The sequence below is a fragment of the Paenibacillus sp. FSL R10-2771 genome (assembly GCF_038000205.1).
GTDB lineage: Bacteria > Bacillota > Bacilli > Paenibacillales > Paenibacillaceae > Paenibacillus_AQ > Paenibacillus_AQ phytohabitans.
Genome location: NZ_JBBOBM010000001.1, coordinates 1,565,778 through 1,581,927 on the forward strand (window position 1 = coordinate 1,565,778; position 16,150 = coordinate 1,581,927).

Below are 16,150 nucleotides of genomic sequence, written 5' to 3' on the forward strand. Positions count from 1 at the left end.
GATATAACTGATCATTGTTCCGCCAGCCCGTCATCTATCAGCGGGAGGCGGAACAATTATGGACAGGAGGATAAGACAGAGATGAAATCTACCGTAATGAAAAAAACGATGTATTTTTTCGCAGTCCCGGCGCTGCTCTTTTATTTGACCTTTTGGATTTTTCCGATTACCAAGCTGTTTCAATATAGTGTGACGGACTATAACGGGTTTGCTCAGACCTTCAATTATATCGGCTTCGATAATTACAAGGCTTTGTTTAACGGAGGGACGCTCGGTAATTCGATCAGCAACACACTGGTTTATACCGTAGTCAGTGTAGTGGCGGGCAACCTGATCGGACTTGCGCTGGCGCTGCTGCTGAACATGAAGATCCGGGGGAAGGGCTTCTACCGCTCGATCTCGTACATTCCAACGTTGTTCAGTGCAATTGTGGTCGGTTTCATCTGGAGCTATGTCTATATGCCGGACAGCGGGATGATTGCCACATTCCTGGATAAGCTGGGCATTCCGAATGACAACTTAAACTTCCTGGGCAGCTATTCATCTGCGCTATACTCGATCATTTTCGTGGAAATCTGGAAGAATGTCGGCACAACGATGATTATCTTCCTCGCAGGGCTGCAAACGGTTCCGAATGATCTGCTGGAGGCTGGACGGATTGACGGCTGCGGCGGCTGGAAGCTGCTGCGTTATGTGAAGCTTCCGCTGCTTGCCACCTCGATTACGATCAATACGACGCTGAGTCTGATCAACGGGCTGAAAGCCTTCGACTTCCCGTTCATTATGACCAATGGCGGTCCCGGAACTTCGACTAACACCCTGATTTATTCAATTTATAAAATGGCCTTCACGGAGCAGATGTTCGGCAAGGCTTCGGCGCTGGGGATTATTTCGTTTATCCTGATTATCGCTGTTACTGCCGTCTCGGTACTGCTGATGAATAGAAAAGAGGTGTCAGCATGAACAGCGGAACCACTGCAGGTAAAATGCTGCAGCCTGAGCCTGCCTTAAAGACGCGTAAACCGTTCAATCCCGGAGCTTTGCTCAAAAAGACACTTCTTCAGCTGCTGGTCATCGTGATTATGGTGCTCAATCTGATTCCGCTGGTGATTGTGTTATCCACCTCACTGCGGTCTCCGGATAACAATACGAATCCGCTGAATTTGTTCAATGAGCTTTCCTTTGCCAGTTACCGGACAGCTTTTGAGCGGATGCATTTTGGGACTGCTCTCCTGAACAGTGTGGTGCTGACGGCCATTTCCGTACTGCTGGTAGTGGTCTTCGCAGCCATGGCATCCTATCCGATGGCGCGGATCAGAAGCAGATGGAGCCAGTTCCTGTACCTCTTCTTCCTGGCCGGTCTGGTTGTCCCGGGGCAGATGGTGCTGATCCCCATTGTGCAAATGATCAACAGTCTGGGGATTCCCAGCACGCAGTACACGCCGATTCTAATGTTTGTAACCTGCAGCCTGCCGTTCTCCACCTTCCTGTATACCGGCTTTATCCGCAGCGGTGTTCCGGAAGAAGTAGAGGAAGCAGCCCATATTGACGGTGCGGGACTCTTCCGCCGGTTCTGGACGGTCGTATTCCCGCTGCTGATTCCGGTCACGGTGTCCGTGATCATCACGCAGGGCATCTGGATCTGGAATGATTATTTCTTCAATATGACGTTTATCTCCAAGTCGTCGCAATCTCCGCTGCCGCTGGCTATGCTCGGCTTCATGGGCGATCAGCAGAATCCGACCCAGTGGAACGTGCTGTTTGCAGCCTGTATGCTGTGCGCACTTCCGCTCCTGATTGCCTTCTCTTTTCTGCAGAAGTATTTCGTAGGCGGACTTACGGTGGGTTCGGTTAAGGGATGAAATGAAGATTTCCGGTAAGGCCCCCTATCCGGGGCCTTTTCGGCGTCTGCCCAAAAGGGCAGATGCTTCCCGCCCGATCGGACGATGCCAGCAGGCTCACCCGTCTATAAGATAAGGGCATAGAGAAGAACTTACACAGAGGAGACGATACTGTTATGGCGAAATTATTATACCGGCTGGGATACTGGTCGGCGAAGAACCGGTTAAAGGTCCTCATTGGAAGCCTTATGCTGGTGGTGGCAGCAGCGATTGTAGCGTTGTCAATGGGGATCCATTTCGGTGAGGAGACCCGTATTCCCGGGCTTGCTTCACAGAAAACACTCGAGGTTATGAACAAGGAATTCCCGAATCCGCAAGGAAATCTTGGGACAACCCAATTGGTGCTGAAGGCGCCGGACAACGAAACCTTATCTTCAGAAGCATCCAAGGAGCTGATTGCCGGGAAGCTCAAGGAAGCGGCAGCGGACCCGGAGGTAGCTTCAGTTGTAAGTCCGTACGACAATCATTCATTGAATGCGGAGGGTACCATCGGGTATGCCACGATTACTTATAACGTTCCGGGTGATGATGTTACTGAGGAATCGAAGGATTCCGTTCTTGAAATCGCAGACTCACTTCGGGACACGGGCTGGCATGCAGAACTGATCGGGGACGGCTATGTAAAAATGGCAACCAGCAGTCCGGCTGAAGGACTTGGGGTATTGCTGGCTCTGGTGATTCTCGCTGTTGCACTCGGCTCCATCCTTACCGGTGTTCTTCCGGTGCTTACAGCAGGTCTGGGCCTCGGATTTGGCATTATGCTGATTATCATCGGAACAAGTATACTGGATATCCCTTCCTTTGCCCTGTCACTGGCCGGAATGCTTGGGCTGGCTGTTGGCATCGATTATGCACTATTCATTATTGCCAGATACCGCCAGCAGCTGGCGGAAGGATATGAGAGACGCGAAGCGATTGCCATCGCGAATGGCACAGCCGGAAGTGCGGTTGTATTTGCAGGAGTAACCGTCATTATCGCGCTGCTGGGGTTCTCCTTCGTTGGCGTCCCCTTCCTTACCGCGATGGGAGCAGCAGGTGCGCTCTGTGTGCTCACCGCAATATTGACATCCATATTCGTAGTTCCTGCGGTATTGGATTTGCTGGGCGGCCGGATTAAGGCTCCTGCTAAGCGTTCCCGGAATAGAGGCAGCAAGCAAAAAAACGCAGGCAGCGGGAATTTGTGGGGAAGGTTTGTTACCGGGCAGCCATTAATAGCTGTCGTGGCAGGTGTAGCGCTGCTGGCAACCATTGCGCTGCCGTTCTTTCACATGGAGACGGGTCTGGGGAATGACGGGCAGAAATCGCCGGATACCACTGAACGCCGGGCATACGATCTCTTGTCTGATACCTACGGTGCAGGCTACCACGGACCGTTGGTCATTCTGGCCGAAACGGATGGCGGAGAAGAGGCGGCGGCTAATCTTAATAAAGTAATGGAGGAAGTGAAAACCTATCCCAATGTGGTTGCCGTAAATCCGGCAGTCACCGGACCTTCCGGTAAAGTATCGCTGATTACCGTCATGCCGGCGACGGGTCCTAATGATTCCGAAACGATCGATCTTGTGCATCTGATTCGGGATAAAGCCCCGGCCATTGAACAGCAGGATCATGTCAAGATTGGTGTAACGGGCAGCACTGCCGTCAACATTGATATCACCCAGAAATTGAACCAGGCGTTGCCTAAATTCTGCCTGATCATCGTCGGCTTGGCTTTTGTGCTGCTGATGCTGGTGTTCCGTTCGATTCTGGTACCGGTCAAGGCTGTACTGGGATTTATTCTGTCGCTGGGGGCAACCTTAGGCTTTGTCACCTTTGTCGTACAGGATGGCTATTTCCAGAAGCTGTTTGGATTCTATGCAGAGGCACCGGTATTCAATTTCCTGCCGATCATCGTAGTGGGTGTACTGTTTGGGTTGGCGATGGACTACGAAGTCTTCCTGGTCAGCCGGATGCGTGAAGCCTTCAAGAAGAGCGGAGATGCCAAACAGTCGGTTCTTGCCGGTATCCATCACAGTGGAGGAGTGGTAACCGCAGCCGGACTGATTATGGTCGCTGTATTTACCGGCTTCATTCTGGCAGAGGAGCCGATGGTTAAGGTCATGGGACTGGCGCTTGCCTTTGGAGTTCTCTTTGATGCCTTTATCGTCCGGATGCTTATTGTTCCCGGCGTGATGACCTTGCTTGGGAAGTCGGCCTGGTATTTCCCGAAGTGGCTGGACCGCCTGCTGCCGAACCTGGATGTCGAAGGTGAGGAAGTAATGAAGGAAGTAGAGCTGAAGCATTCGCAGAAGGTGTCCAGATCGGCGTAGATACTCAATAACGATAATGAATATATAGATTACTGGCAGCAGGGATCGGCGGATAGCCGGTTCCCTGCTGCCAGTCTGTGGACCGGAAGATGTGAACCGATGCTTCAGTAATGTATAATTGCGTGGGAGGCCGATCCTATGGAAGAAAACAAACCAACGGTTAATCAGTTTATAAATGATTTGTTCGTAGCGAGACTGCCGACTGTCATCTGGACATCGGTCGTATATATTTCCACTGTGTTTCTTCAGTTTTACCATGATCCGCAGATATTGTCTCCCTCAGTATTCACAGGATTATTCTCAGTTCATGTACTGCTGCACTGGTTTTCATACAAGTTTACGAATAAACAATTCTGGCTGTATTTCTCTATACAAGGCGTTCTAATTTACTGGTGTGCAATTCTGATGCCGGGCGGATACCAGGCGGTTCTAATCGGACTGCTCCCCGTGCTTATTGCCCAGAGTCTCAACTCTTCTATTCAGATCAAAAGAATATCCATTGCTGCTATTGTCAGTGTGATCATCTTTTTTGACGCCGGTCTGACGGTTGGGGATACGAAAGAAATCATTTTTTTGCTCCCGATATTCGTGTTAATGCTGATCATTATGTTTGCTTTTGCAATTATGTTCTTCCGGCAGGTGCACGAGCGCCAGCGCATTCAGAGCTTTCTCCAGGATCTGCAGGAAGCTCATAAGAAGGTGGAGGAATTGACGCTCGCCAATGAACGGCAGCGGATGGCCAGGGATTTGCATGATACGCTGGCCCAGGGGGTGGCGGGGCTGATTATGCGGCTTGAGGCTGCGGATGCACACTTGTCACGCGGTAATACTGAGAGGACCGGGGAGATTATTAAACAGTCCATGCAGCAGGCCCGCAGGACCTTGGCTGATGCACGGGGAGCAATCGATAATTTACGGCTCAAATCAGCGCCGGAAATTGATTTCAAGGAGTCGGTTGAAGATGAAATCCTGCATTTTACAGACTCCACGGGTATTCCTGTAGTTACAGACCTTAAACTGACCAGACGTTTATCCAGATTGCTGATGGAGCACAGCTCCCATATCGTTAAAGAATGTCTGACGAATATCGCCCGGCATGCGCGGGCCGACAAGGTTTGGGTGTCATTGTCGGATGAGAAGGGCCGGCTATCGATCGGAATTACCGACAACGGAATCGGATTCAACACCGAAGCTATTGGCAGGGATGCCGGTCATTACGGGTTGTTAGGATTACAGGAAAGAGTAAGACTTCTTGGCGGGGAGTTGAAAGTATTCAGTAATTCTCAAGGGACAACGGTTACGATTGAGACACCACTGGTTAAGGGAGAATTCATATGAGCATATATAAAATTCTGATTGTGGACGATCATTACGTAGTCCGCGAGGGGCTCAAGCTTATCCTGGAGACGGGTGAGGAGTTCCAGGTTGTCGGTGAGGCCGGGAACGGGCAGCAGGCTCTGCCTTTGATAGACGAGCTGCAGCCGGATGTGATCCTGATGGACCTCAACATGCCTGTGATGAGCGGACTGGAAACGATGGAACAGCTGAAGAGCAGGAATAGTACGGTTCCGGTCATTATTTTGACCACCTACAACGAAGATGAATTAATGATTAAAGGTCTGGCGCTTGGAGCGAAAGGGTATCTGTTGAAGGATACCAGCCGGGAGAACCTGTTCCGGAATATAAAGTCGGCGGTACGCGGGGAGACTTTACTCACTGCCGATATCATGGAACGTGTCCTGTCTGTCCGTGACAAGCAGCAGGCTCCGGTCCCTTCCCGGGACGCCGGTTCCCTGCTCAGTGAACGGGAAGTGTTCATCCTGCAGAGTGTGTCCCGGGGGGACACCAGCAAAGCCATCGCCCTCGATATGGGTGTCTCTGAGCGGACAGTTAAAGCTCATCTGACCAACATATACAACAAGCTGGGTGTGGATTCCAGGCCGCAGGCAGTGGCTACCGCCCTGGAGCGGGGATTATTGAATATGTAACATGCGGAGACCGTTTCTGCATGTTTTTTTTTGCCCGAAAGGGCAGGCCGCTTTTCCCGTTAGGACGATGTTAAAGAATCCTGTGCTCTGTATGATTAAGGCATAAAAGAACATTACCCCAATCATTGCAGGATGGATAACAAGGAGGAATAGTATATGCGTTTGAATAATAAAGTAGCAGTCATTACAGGTGCCGCTTCAGGAATGGGCAAGGCCATTGCGGAGTTATACGCGGAAGAAGGTGCCAGGGTCATCGTGTCCGATCTGAACCTGGAAGGAGCTGAAGCCGTTGCGGCCGGTATCAGGACGAACGGCGGAGAGGCGGTTGCCATCCAGACTAATGTTGCCCTTGAACACGACATTCATGAGATGATCGATCTGGCAGTTTCCACCTTTGGTACGCTTGATATTCTGGTTAATAACGCTGGCATTATGGATAATATGGCGCCAGCCGGTGATGTTACAGATGAGAAATGGGAGCTGATATTTGATGTGAACACGAAAAGTGTGATGCGGGCCATACGCAAGGCATTGCCGATTTTTCTGGATAAAGGAAAAGGAGTTATCGTAAATACAGCTTCGACGGGGGGCTTCTGCGGTGCACATGCCGGTGTCGCTTATACCGCCTCCAAACACGCAGTGGTCGGCATTACGAAGAACACCGGATTTATGTATGCCCAGCAAGGAATCCGATGTAATGCAATCGCTCCCGGTGCGACAATGACGAATATCGTCAATACGATAAACAATGTAAATGAGCTTGGTGCGGCACGCACTAAGGTAATCAAAGGGGTAATTCCCCGCCTCGGGCAGCCTGAGGAAATCGCCAAGGTGGCTCTATTCCTTGCATCGGATGAATCCAGTTTCGTCAACGGTGCTGTAATTACTGCGGATGCAGGCTGGACAGCAGGCTTCTAACTCACAGTCTGCCGCCATATGCCTAAATAGAAATTGAGGTGTTTCAGGTGATCCGTCTGTCAGTCGTCGTACCGGTTTATAATGAAGAAGACAATATGAACGATCTGTATTTGAGTATTACGGAAGCGCTGAGCGGCAGAATTGAGAGTTATGAAATCTGGAGACCGATCCCCGGGATATATTCAGACTGATACCTTTTATAGAAAGGATCGATTTTGTAAACGGAAGACGGCTGGAGCGTAAAGACACGGGACTTAAGAGGATATCCTCACGGCTCGGCAATGGAATCCGCAACTGGATTACAGGAGAAGCGGTTTATGATACAGGCTGCCCAATGAAGCTGTTCACCCGGGAGGTCGGGGACAGCTTTCATTTATACAATGGAATGCACCGTTTTCTGCCGACACTGGCCAAGATGAACGGGTTCTCGGTCGTTGAAGTTACGGTAACCCATCAAATAAGAAAGCACGGCGTCTCAAAATATGGAATTTGGAAGAGCGGGTGTACCGGCTTGATGGATGCAATGGTGATTGGCTGGCTCAAAAAAAGAGGGATTCTGTACCAGATCAAAAACGAATCCAGGTGAATTCCAGGATTCCCTGAAAGAGGGGTAACGGCCTGTCTTTGGTAGAACACCAAAAGCAGGCCGTTATTTTATACTTCAATAATAATCGGAAGGATCATGGGACGGCGTTTCGTCTTCTCATAAAGAAATTTGCTTAATGTAACCTTTAGGGTCTGCTTAATAATATTCCACTGACCTAAGTCAGCCTCGCTCATCTTCTGGAGAGTTGCCTTGACCAGCTGATTGATCTCATCCATCAGATTGTCTGAATTGCGGACATAAATGAATCCCCGGGAAATCGTATCCGGCTCGTTCAACAGCCGTCCATCCGATTGACTAAGGGTAATAACCGTGATCAGTACCCCGTCAGCAGACAATTGGCGCCGGTCCCGCAAGACTACATTGCCAATGTCGCCAATTCCAAGGCCATCCACAAAAATCTGCCCGGCAGTCACCCTACCTGATTGGCGGACAACCCCTTCTGCCGACTCCACCAGCTCGCCATTTTTGAGCAGGAAGATATGATCCCCCTGTACCCCGACAGCTTCGGCCAATAAGCGGTGGTGATGCAGCATCCGGTATTCACCATGAATCGGAATGAAGTACTCCGGCTTCATTAAGGTCAGCATCAGCTTTAATTCCTCCTGGCTGCCGTGGCCGGACACGTGAAGCTCGCTGCGCGATCCATAAATCACCCGTGCGCCGAGGAGATAGAGATTGTCTACAATCCTGGATACATTGCGTTCATTGCCCGGAATCGGATTGGCTGCAAGGAGTACGGTATCTCCGGCACCGATTTCCATCTGCCGGTTGCTTGAATTTGCCAAGCGGGATAGTGCCGCCATAGGTTCGCCTTGACTTCCCGTGCACAGGACAGCTACTTCCTGCGGAGGCAGCTTGGCAGCCTCCGCAGGTTCGACCAGCATACCGTCCGGAATGCTCAAATATCCCAGATCACGGGATACGGCAACAACGTTCACCATACTCCGTCCAAGCAAGGCGAGCTTGCGTCCTGTCACAACCGCAGCGTCTACAACCTGCTGCAGCCTGTGCACATTGGAGGCGAAGGTGGAGACAAAGATTCTGCGCTCTGCTTTTTTGAAGGCATCTTCCAGATGAGCGCCAACAAGCTGTTCGGATGGAGTGAAGCCGGGACGTTCAGCATTCGTGCTCTCCGAGAGCAGAAACCGGACCCCTTTTTTTCCAATGTCCGCCATTTTATGTATATCCGGATATTGCTTGTTGACCGGGGTCATATCGAATTTGAAGTCCCCTGTGTGGACCACCGTTCCTTCGGGAGTATCAAAGACAACACCCAGGCAGTCCGGAATACTGTGATTGGTATTAAAGAAGCTAGTGGTGATTTGGCCGAACGTGAGGATCGAGTCTGAATTGATGCAGTTCAGGCTGGTTTGACGGAGAAGCCCGTGTTCTTTGAGTTTATTCTCGATTAATCCCAGGGTCAGGCGGGAGGCGTAGAGAGGAATGTTTAATTGTTTCAGCAGGTAAGGGATGCCTCCGATGTGGTCCTCATGTCCGTGAGTTACAACCAGTGCCCGTACCTTATCGATATTTTCTAATAAAAAAGCTACATCCGGAATAATTAAGTCGATCCCAAGCAGGCTCTCGTCAGGAAATTTGGATCCGCAATCAATAGCCACGATATCATCCCCATATTGCAGGAAATACATATTTTTTCCTATCTCGTGAACACCGCCTAATGCAGCAATCCGTAGCCGTTCTTTTGACATTGTGAGCACCCCTTCCATATATAAATCATCTTTATTATGTTTGGGTGTGCAGGATATTATCCAGATTTCTAATCATATACTAGACGCATTAGCAGACCTCCGGTATATTCTGCGAAGGTCTGCGCATCCATATCCTATTTTTGCACAAACTGGTTTATAAGCTTCAGAATGACTTCACGCTTTACAGGCTTACTGACATATTCGTCCATCCCTGCAGCCAGGCACTTTTCCCGGTCCCCCTTCAGCGCATTGGCTGTAACCGCGATGATAGGCGGACTCTTCTCCTTAAGCTCCTCTCTGATCCTCTTCACTGCCTCGAAGCCGTTCATAATCGGCATATGCAGATCCATTAATATGAGATCAAACGGCTCTTTGCATGCTGCTTCAACTGCATCTATCCCGTTTGTTACGGTAGTAATCCTGTGACCTATTTTTTCAAGTGTCTTGGTCATCACCAGCTGGTTAATATAATTGTCTTCGGCAAGGAGGATGCTCACTTCGCGTGAGGCAGGGAGTTTGTTCATGGGAGTCTCTTGGCTGTAAATGTCTTCAGCTTTCTTGGGCTTGATCGTGAAGGTGAAGGAGGAGCCTCTTTTGCCGTCACTCTCTGCATAGATCTCGCCGCCCATCATGCCGATAATTCTGCGGCTGATAGCAAGGCCAAGACCGGTGCCTTCATGCTGGCGGGACATAAAACTGTCAATCTGCGCGAAGGGCTCAAAGATCTCGTTAAGCCGGGAGGGATTAATTCCAATGCCTGTATCTGTCACCGTGAAGGCCAACATGAACGGAGCTTCCCGGACAAGCTTCACTTTTACCGATATACTGCCGCTCTGCGTGAATTTCACAGCATTGCCGAGCAGGTTCAGAAGTACCTGCTTTAAACGTTCGCTGTCACCGTATATATGGTCGGGAACATCATGATTTATGGTGCTGGAGAGTTCCAGGTTCTTTTGGGCAGCACTTATGGAAATGACAGCAAAGCTGTCCTTGATGCATTTGCGCAGATCAAATGTATGCTCCTGCAGTTCAGTCCGGCCTGCCTCGATTTTGGACAAATCAAGGATGTCATTGATAATATTGAGCAGGGTTTCTCCGCTTTTACGGATAATTTCCACATAGCTCTGCTGCTCTCCGGTAAGCTCCGTGGTGTCGAGCAGGATATCCGTCATGCCCACAACCCCGTTCATCGGAGTGCGGATTTCATGGCTCATCATAGCCAGGAACTCGCTTTTCGCCCTGTTTGTGGATTCGGCGGCTTCCTTGGCAAGCAGCAGCTGTCTCTGCTCGGAAATGTCTTTGCATATAAGGTAGAATCCGATATTTTGATTATTCACGTAAATCGGTGCAATACTGGTTAGCACTTCTATGACTTCTCCATTTTTGGTGTAAAGCGTGTTGATATGCTGATCAACCGATTCATCATATAGAGATCTGTCCAGAATGTTCTGGACACACTCCTGTCCAATCAGAAGGGCCAGTTCCATCCCGATCAGGTCAGACTCGATGGAGTAGCCGGTTATTTTTTCAGCCATACTGTTGGCGTTAATAATCCGGCCGTCCAGGCCAAAGGAAATGACGGAGTCATGGTTGTATTTTTTTAGCGATGTGTACCGCTCTACGGACTCCTGAAGGCGCTGCTCGGATTCCTTTTGCTTAGTGATGTCAACGATTTGACAAATGTAATACGATGGATGATCCTCTCCGCTGAAAAACTTGAGAGTGAGCATTCCCCACATCTGATCCCCTTTTTTTGAAAGAAACCGCGTTTCAAGCTGTATATCCGTCCGGTCACCCATGAGCTCCCTAAGATCATGTATATTTCCGAATTCATCATCGGGATTGAAAAGCTCTTGCAGCTTCATTCCGTCAAGCTCAGCCTTGGAATAGCCAAAGATCCGTTCCATGGCGGGGTTAACCGTCAATATCACACCTTCTGATCCAACAAGTGCGATTCCAAAGGAGGCATTATCTATGACCTGCTGGTTGAAACGTTCCTGATTCAGGTTTACGCGATGCATGGTGTCCTCCTTAAGTAAGTTTTTATGTCGTGAAAAATAGACCTTCTGCTTTGAAGGTCTTTTCGATACTTAAAATTTAATGAATATAACTTCGGATTTAATTTACCCCTTTGGTTTCTTATTGAATCAGAGTTGGCTTTGCCAAAAAGAGGGGCTTAGATCAATTTCCGGTATTCTACCGGAGTCATACCGGAGAAGTTACGGAAGAGCTTAATGAAATAGCTGACATTGTCATAGCCTAACTGCTCTGCTATATCTACTATGGTGATGTTCGTCTGATTCAACAGCTCCTGCGCACGTTCCATTTTTAGTTTGGTCACGAACTCTATATAGGTGAGACCGGTCTCGATTTTGAATAACCTGCTGAAATGGGTAGGGTTCAGGCCAAGCCGCCGGGCCATCTCATCCATGCCTACCTTCTCCCCAATATGATTCATGACATAACGTTTGGCCTCGGCCACTTCCTTCCGGACATTTTGCTTCCACATGGACCTCAGCATCAAGATCTTGTCTTTCAGGAACTGTTCCAGCCACTCCATTAGCTGATCCAGGGTTTCAAGCTCCCGGATGGAGCGCTGATGCATTTCACTATTGAAATTGTTCACGAAATTTTGCATGACGGTATATTTTAATTCCAGCTCCATTACCATTTTGAGCAGCCAGCTTTTTACGCTTTCGACCGGGTATTTCTTGTCCCAGATATGCTTCTTGATCTCTGTAACTGCAGCAGTAACCCGCGCACCATCCTCATTCTGAATACAGTCTCTTAACTGCTGAAGAATTTCAGCGTAATGAACAAACAGGTCCTCATTGGTTGTCTGAATAGGTTCAAGCTTCATTATGGCTCCCTCAGCCGTATAAAAGCGCAGGGCCTGTGAATCCAGTAAGGCCTGAATCTGCTTCTTGATGTCGATCAGACTTGACGTTGCCTCGCCGTAAAAGAATGAAATCCCCATTCGGAGATGCAGCTTCGACATCTTCTGGACATGCCGGAATTTATCCCTGAATTCCTCATGAAGATTCCGGATCAGAAGGCGCGGAAAGGGGATGAAGAGGATGAACTGCCGTTCTGTTAAGGCGAACTGTATAATGCCATCGATCTCAAGAAATTCCTGGAGCACATTATCTATCACGAACTGCATGTTCACAATGCCTCCGAAACGCCGTTCCAGCTCATGGGAGCGTTCCGGGATAGCCAGGACCGGCAGGTAGGGCATTCCCTCTTGCAGACGGATGCCCATAGCGGCGGCTTGTCCGAACCATTCAGCCTCATCCCAGACTGGCTGCTCGAGGAACATACGGATAAATCTCGTCCGGATTGCAGAGTGGTTCTGCGTGACCAGCTTCTGCATCTGGAGGTAATTATTCTGGGAGATCATTCTGATCTCCAGCCGGGAAACCGCCTCAGTCAATACTGAAACGACCTGATCAATTTGCAGGCTTTCTTTCAATATATATTCGGCAACATTCAATTTCACCGCCTGTTGGGCATATTCGAATTCCCCGTGGCAGGACAAGATAATCGCCTGAAGCTGGGGATTCACCTCCCGGACCTTCCGGATTAATTCCAGCCCGTCCATCGCCGGCATGCCGATATCTGTGAGCAGAATATCAGGCTCATGCAGCTGACAGGCTTCCCAGGCCTGTTTGCCGTCAGAGCATGAGGCCGACAACTCCAGGCCTAAGGTATCCCAGGGAATACTGGCGCTCAGATATTCCAGTACAGGATAGTGATCATCGGCTAATACTACTTTATATACCACGTTAGTCCACTCCTATCCGCTTCACAGGCAGTACTAATTGTACGATTGTACGGTGTCCGTGAATGCTCTCAATATTCATGTCGAAGCCGTCCCCGTAAATGAGCTTTAACCGCTGATAGACATTAATGAGTCCGATCCCGCGAGAGGACGGAGGTTCAGGGGACCCGGCAACATTCACCGGATCTGTCTCCACTTCCTGCTGTTTAATATGCTGCAATAACGCAGTCAGTGTAGGTTCATCCATTCCCGTTCCGTTATCCTCGACGCTTATGTTAAGCATGGATTTGATTTTTGTGATGGAAATTATAATCCTGCCCCCGCCTTGTACGAATCCGTGCTTATAAGCATTCTCAATAATCGGCTGCAGAATAAACCGCGGAACGGTCTCCAGCAGCAAATCTTTATTCACATGGACTTCAGAGCTGGTGGGATATCTCATTGTAAACCGCATGAGCTCCATATATTGCTTGGCGGATTCAAGCTCATAAGCCACCGAGACCCATTCATCCTGACTTGAAAAGCTGGCCCGCAGCATAGAGGATAAGGAGCCGACGATAAATGCATTCTCCTCATCCTGTTTCATCAGCAGCTTTAGCCGGATGGAGCTTAGCACGTTAAACAGGAAATGAGGATTAATCTGAGCCTGCAGCATCGCAATTTCCGCCTGGCGTTTCAATTCCTGCTCGGCTTCCACCTGCTGCAGCATGAGCTGGACACGGTCCAGCATTTTATCAAAGGAGAGGCCCAGGCTGCCGATTTCGTCGGTTCCCCGGATGTTGGAGCGGACCATCATATCCCCGGATTCCACTCTGCGGGCAACCTTCCCCAGGACAAGCACAGGCTTCGTGAATCTCCGCAGCAGATAAGTTAGTGCGAACAGAAAGCTGACCGCAAAAATAGCCTGAATGAACAAGCCGGTCCGGTTGATCCCGTTCAATCTTTCCGTCAGCTGTTCATAGGGGGCTACACTGACTAACCGCCATTTGGCATATTTGAGCGGCAGCGAGAGGAGGAGCTGATTCTCGTTCTTAAATTCTACGATATCCGGGAACGCCAGCTCATCGATTGGCAACAGGGTATTGAAATCAGACCCTATCAGGGCCTGGTTCCGGTTGGACAGAATCGTCTCCTTATCATTCAGCAGATAAACATCTTCCTCTAATGAAGCAAACCGCTCACGAATGGAGGCTTCACTGCGGCTGACAATAAGGTAGGCATAGGGCGGAGCGGCAATCCCCTCTCTTAATGCCCGGGCTGTCATGAATACAAACGGCTTCTCAGGCTCAAGGGAGGTCAGATAATTGGCTTCTGCCCCCATGAATAAAGTGTCATACGGTGTGAGCTTCTCCAGAGTTGGGAACCAGCCCTGTTCAATAAATTGACGCGGATCATAGTCGTAAAAGGAATAATCGGAATAGGCATGTCCTTCCTTGTCCAGAAGCGTGATGCGTAAGTCGAGGGTATCGCCGGCCACCTGCTCCAGCCGGCTCGTCAAGGTTCTTGCGGCAACCGGATTGGTCTTGGCATCCTCCAGCAGGGTCTTAATCTCCGGATCAAAGTGGACGAAATTCGAGACCGATACCATCTCTTCGAAGATCACATCGATCTGTGACTGCACAATCGTTAAGGATTGCGTAGCTTTTTCCAGAGAATGCTCCCGGATAATAAGCTTGGAATACACCATCGTTATATACAGCATCCCGATCGCTGGTATAACCAGGCAGGCGATAGAGGTCAGGATAAGCTTTTGCCGGAAGGATAATTGACTTAGCCTATTGTTCTTCTTCATTCATTTCCCCCTCCAGTAACAGAACTTCACTAGATCATGGTACTTTATTATGCCGTTAACCTCATCCAATAATTTTTTCATTTCAGAAAAAATAATGCTATACAAACTTTTCGCTATAGATAAATTCGTTGCATGTGCAATAAAACGGGCGATTTTATAATGAAGATACAAAAATAAAACGAGGTGGAAAACGTGGAGGTTATACCTAAAGAGGGGACGATGAAGCGGTTCGGGAAGCCGGGGACAGGCAGAATGCGCAAGCAGGCTTTGTATGACAATATTGCCGGGTATTTATTCATTTCACCCATGCTCATTCTGACCACAACCCTGGTGATCATTCCGATTCTCTTGTCCGGTGTGATTAGCTTCTCGGATTGGAATTTTGTGTCCGGGCTGGAGGGGTTTCATTTTGTCGGGCTGGACAACTACACCAGGCTGGTGCAGGATGAATCCTTTCACCGTTCGCTGATTAACAACCTTATTATGATTGCTGTAGTCCCGGTAGCGATGTTTCTGGCTTTGGTGCTGGCAGCATTAATTAACAAAGCAACGTATTTCAAGACATTTTTCAAAGTGATTTATTTCATGCCCTTCATTTCGAGCTTTGTTGCCATAGCCCTATTATGGAGAGTGCTGTATCATCCGAACAATGGCCCGATCAATGGATTTCTTAGATCCATAGGTGTGGACAATCCTCCCCTGTGGTTAGCAGACCCCAAGTTTGCGCTGATCTCGGTCATGATTATTATGGTGTGGACTTCGTTAGGCTTCAACATGGTGATTTATCTGGCCGGGCTGCAGAATATTTCACGGGATTTGTATGAAGCCGCTGATGTGGACGGTGCTTCACCGCTGAGACAATTCTTCAGAATTACATTACCTTTACTATCTCCAACCTCATTCTTCCTGTTAATCACGGGGATTGTCGGATCCTTCAAGGTGTTTGATCTGATTATGGTGTTGACGGGTGGCGGGCCGGCAGGGTCAACCTCGGTAATTGTATTTTATCTGTACGAGGTTGCATTCATTAACCTGGAGTCGGGGTACGCATCCGCGATGGGGATTATTCTGCTGATGCTCATCCTGCTAGTGACCCTGATTCAATGGGTCGGACAAAAGAAATGGGTCAACTACTAGGAGGTTTA

Annotated in this window: 13 protein-coding genes; 9 read left to right on the forward strand and 4 right to left on the reverse strand. The window is 49.2% G+C overall.

All coding sequences use genetic code 11. The annotated features are described in order from the left end of the window. Positions 1-81 precede the first annotated feature (81 nt). The 8 genes from NSU14_RS06610 (at position 82) to NSU14_RS06645 (ending at position 7,702) form a co-directional block, all read left to right on the forward strand. Complete coding sequence (locus tag NSU14_RS06610) at positions 82-963, forward strand: carbohydrate ABC transporter permease (protein WP_336103370.1); 882 nt, start codon at positions 82-84, stop codon at positions 961-963. Continuing rightward, positions 960-1,862, forward strand: a complete 903-nt coding sequence (locus NSU14_RS06615; RefSeq protein ID WP_336103371.1) for a carbohydrate ABC transporter permease — start codon at positions 960-962, stop codon at positions 1,860-1,862. Before NSU14_RS06610 ends, NSU14_RS06615 begins: the two co-directional genes overlap by 4 nt. A 155-nt stretch (positions 1,863-2,017) precedes the next feature. Continuing rightward, positions 2,018-4,210: an MMPL family transporter gene (locus tag NSU14_RS06620; RefSeq protein WP_340943655.1), complete on the forward strand. Its 2,193-nt coding sequence runs from the start codon at positions 2,018-2,020 to the stop codon at positions 4,208-4,210. Positions 4,211-4,348: 138 nt separating this feature from the next. After that, positions 4,349-5,548: a sensor histidine kinase gene (locus NSU14_RS06625; protein WP_042139010.1), complete on the forward strand. Its 1,200-nt coding sequence runs from the start codon at positions 4,349-4,351 to the stop codon at positions 5,546-5,548. Continuing rightward, positions 5,545-6,198 (forward strand): response regulator, encoded by a 654-nt coding sequence (locus tag NSU14_RS06630; protein WP_042139009.1) that lies wholly within the window; start codon positions 5,545-5,547, stop codon positions 6,196-6,198. Before NSU14_RS06625 ends, NSU14_RS06630 begins: the two co-directional genes overlap by 4 nt. Positions 6,199-6,354: 156 nt before the next feature. Then, a complete protein-coding gene (locus tag NSU14_RS06635) occupies positions 6,355-7,116 on the forward strand; it encodes an SDR family oxidoreductase (protein ID WP_042139008.1) in 762 nt (253 codons plus the stop codon). 47 nt (positions 7,117-7,163) lie between these two features. Then, positions 7,164-7,307 carry a hypothetical protein gene (locus NSU14_RS06640; protein WP_340943659.1) on the forward strand — a complete coding sequence of 48 codons (144 nt, stop codon included), beginning with the start codon at positions 7,164-7,166 and terminating at the stop codon, positions 7,305-7,307. A gap of 143 nt (positions 7,308-7,450) precedes the next feature. Continuing rightward, complete coding sequence (locus NSU14_RS06645; RefSeq protein WP_340943661.1) at positions 7,451-7,702, forward strand: hypothetical protein; 252 nt, start codon at positions 7,451-7,453, stop codon at positions 7,700-7,702. Positions 7,703-7,770: 68 nt separating this feature from the next. Here NSU14_RS06645 and NSU14_RS06650 read toward each other — a convergent pair whose 3' ends face one another. From NSU14_RS06650 to NSU14_RS06665, 4 genes are all read right to left on the reverse strand, one after another. Further along, positions 7,771-9,432, reverse strand: a complete 1,662-nt coding sequence (locus tag NSU14_RS06650) for a ribonuclease J (RefSeq protein WP_231575193.1) — start codon at positions 9,430-9,432, stop codon at positions 7,771-7,773. A gap of 134 nt (positions 9,433-9,566) precedes the next feature. Continuing rightward, positions 9,567-11,453 (reverse strand): PAS domain S-box protein, encoded by a 1,887-nt coding sequence (locus NSU14_RS06655; RefSeq protein ID WP_340943663.1) that lies wholly within the window; start codon positions 11,451-11,453, stop codon positions 9,567-9,569. Positions 11,454-11,608: 155 nt separating this feature from the next. Then, positions 11,609-13,216 carry a response regulator transcription factor gene (locus NSU14_RS06660; RefSeq protein ID WP_340943666.1) on the reverse strand — a complete coding sequence of 536 codons (1,608 nt, stop codon included), beginning with the start codon at positions 13,214-13,216 and terminating at the stop codon, positions 11,609-11,611. A 1-nt stretch (position 13,217) separates the two neighbouring features. Next, on the reverse strand, positions 13,218-15,005 hold the full coding sequence (locus NSU14_RS06665; RefSeq protein WP_340943668.1) for a sensor histidine kinase: 1,788 nt from the start codon (positions 15,003-15,005) through the stop codon (positions 13,218-13,220). Positions 15,006-15,197: 192 nt separating this feature from the next. Here NSU14_RS06665 and NSU14_RS06670 point away from each other — a divergent pair, with 192 nt between their 5' ends. After that, positions 15,198-16,142 carry a carbohydrate ABC transporter permease gene (locus tag NSU14_RS06670; protein WP_340943669.1) on the forward strand — a complete coding sequence of 315 codons (945 nt, stop codon included), beginning with the start codon at positions 15,198-15,200 and terminating at the stop codon, positions 16,140-16,142. The last annotated feature ends 8 nt before the right edge of the window (positions 16,143-16,150 follow it).

Excerpts from the sequence above, each read along its gene's own strand:
- NSU14_RS06610 (WP_336103370.1), top strand. The coding sequence starts at position 82 with ATGAAATCTACCGTAATGAAAAAAACGATGTATTTTTTCGCAGTCCCG.
- NSU14_RS06615 (WP_336103371.1), top strand. The coding sequence starts at position 960 with ATGAACAGCGGAACCACTGCAGGTAAAATGCTGCAGCCTGAGCCTGCC.
- NSU14_RS06620 (WP_340943655.1), top strand. The coding sequence starts at position 2,018 with ATGGCGAAATTATTATACCGGCTGGGATACTGGTCGGCGAAGAACCGG.
- NSU14_RS06625 (WP_042139010.1), top strand. The coding sequence starts at position 4,349 with ATGGAAGAAAACAAACCAACGGTTAATCAGTTTATAAATGATTTGTTC.
- NSU14_RS06630 (WP_042139009.1), top strand. The coding sequence starts at position 5,545 with ATGAGCATATATAAAATTCTGATTGTGGACGATCATTACGTAGTCCGC.
- NSU14_RS06635 (WP_042139008.1), top strand. The coding sequence starts at position 6,355 with ATGCGTTTGAATAATAAAGTAGCAGTCATTACAGGTGCCGCTTCAGGA.
- NSU14_RS06645 (WP_340943661.1), top strand. The coding sequence starts at position 7,451 with ATGAAGCTGTTCACCCGGGAGGTCGGGGACAGCTTTCATTTATACAAT.
- NSU14_RS06650 (WP_231575193.1), bottom strand. The coding sequence starts at position 9,432 with ATGTCAAAAGAACGGCTACGGATTGCTGCATTAGGCGGTGTTCACGAG.
- NSU14_RS06655 (WP_340943663.1), bottom strand. The coding sequence starts at position 11,453 with ATGCATCGCGTAAACCTGAATCAGGAACGTTTCAACCAGCAGGTCATA.
- NSU14_RS06665 (WP_340943668.1), bottom strand. The coding sequence starts at position 15,005 with ATGAAGAAGAACAATAGGCTAAGTCAATTATCCTTCCGGCAAAAGCTT.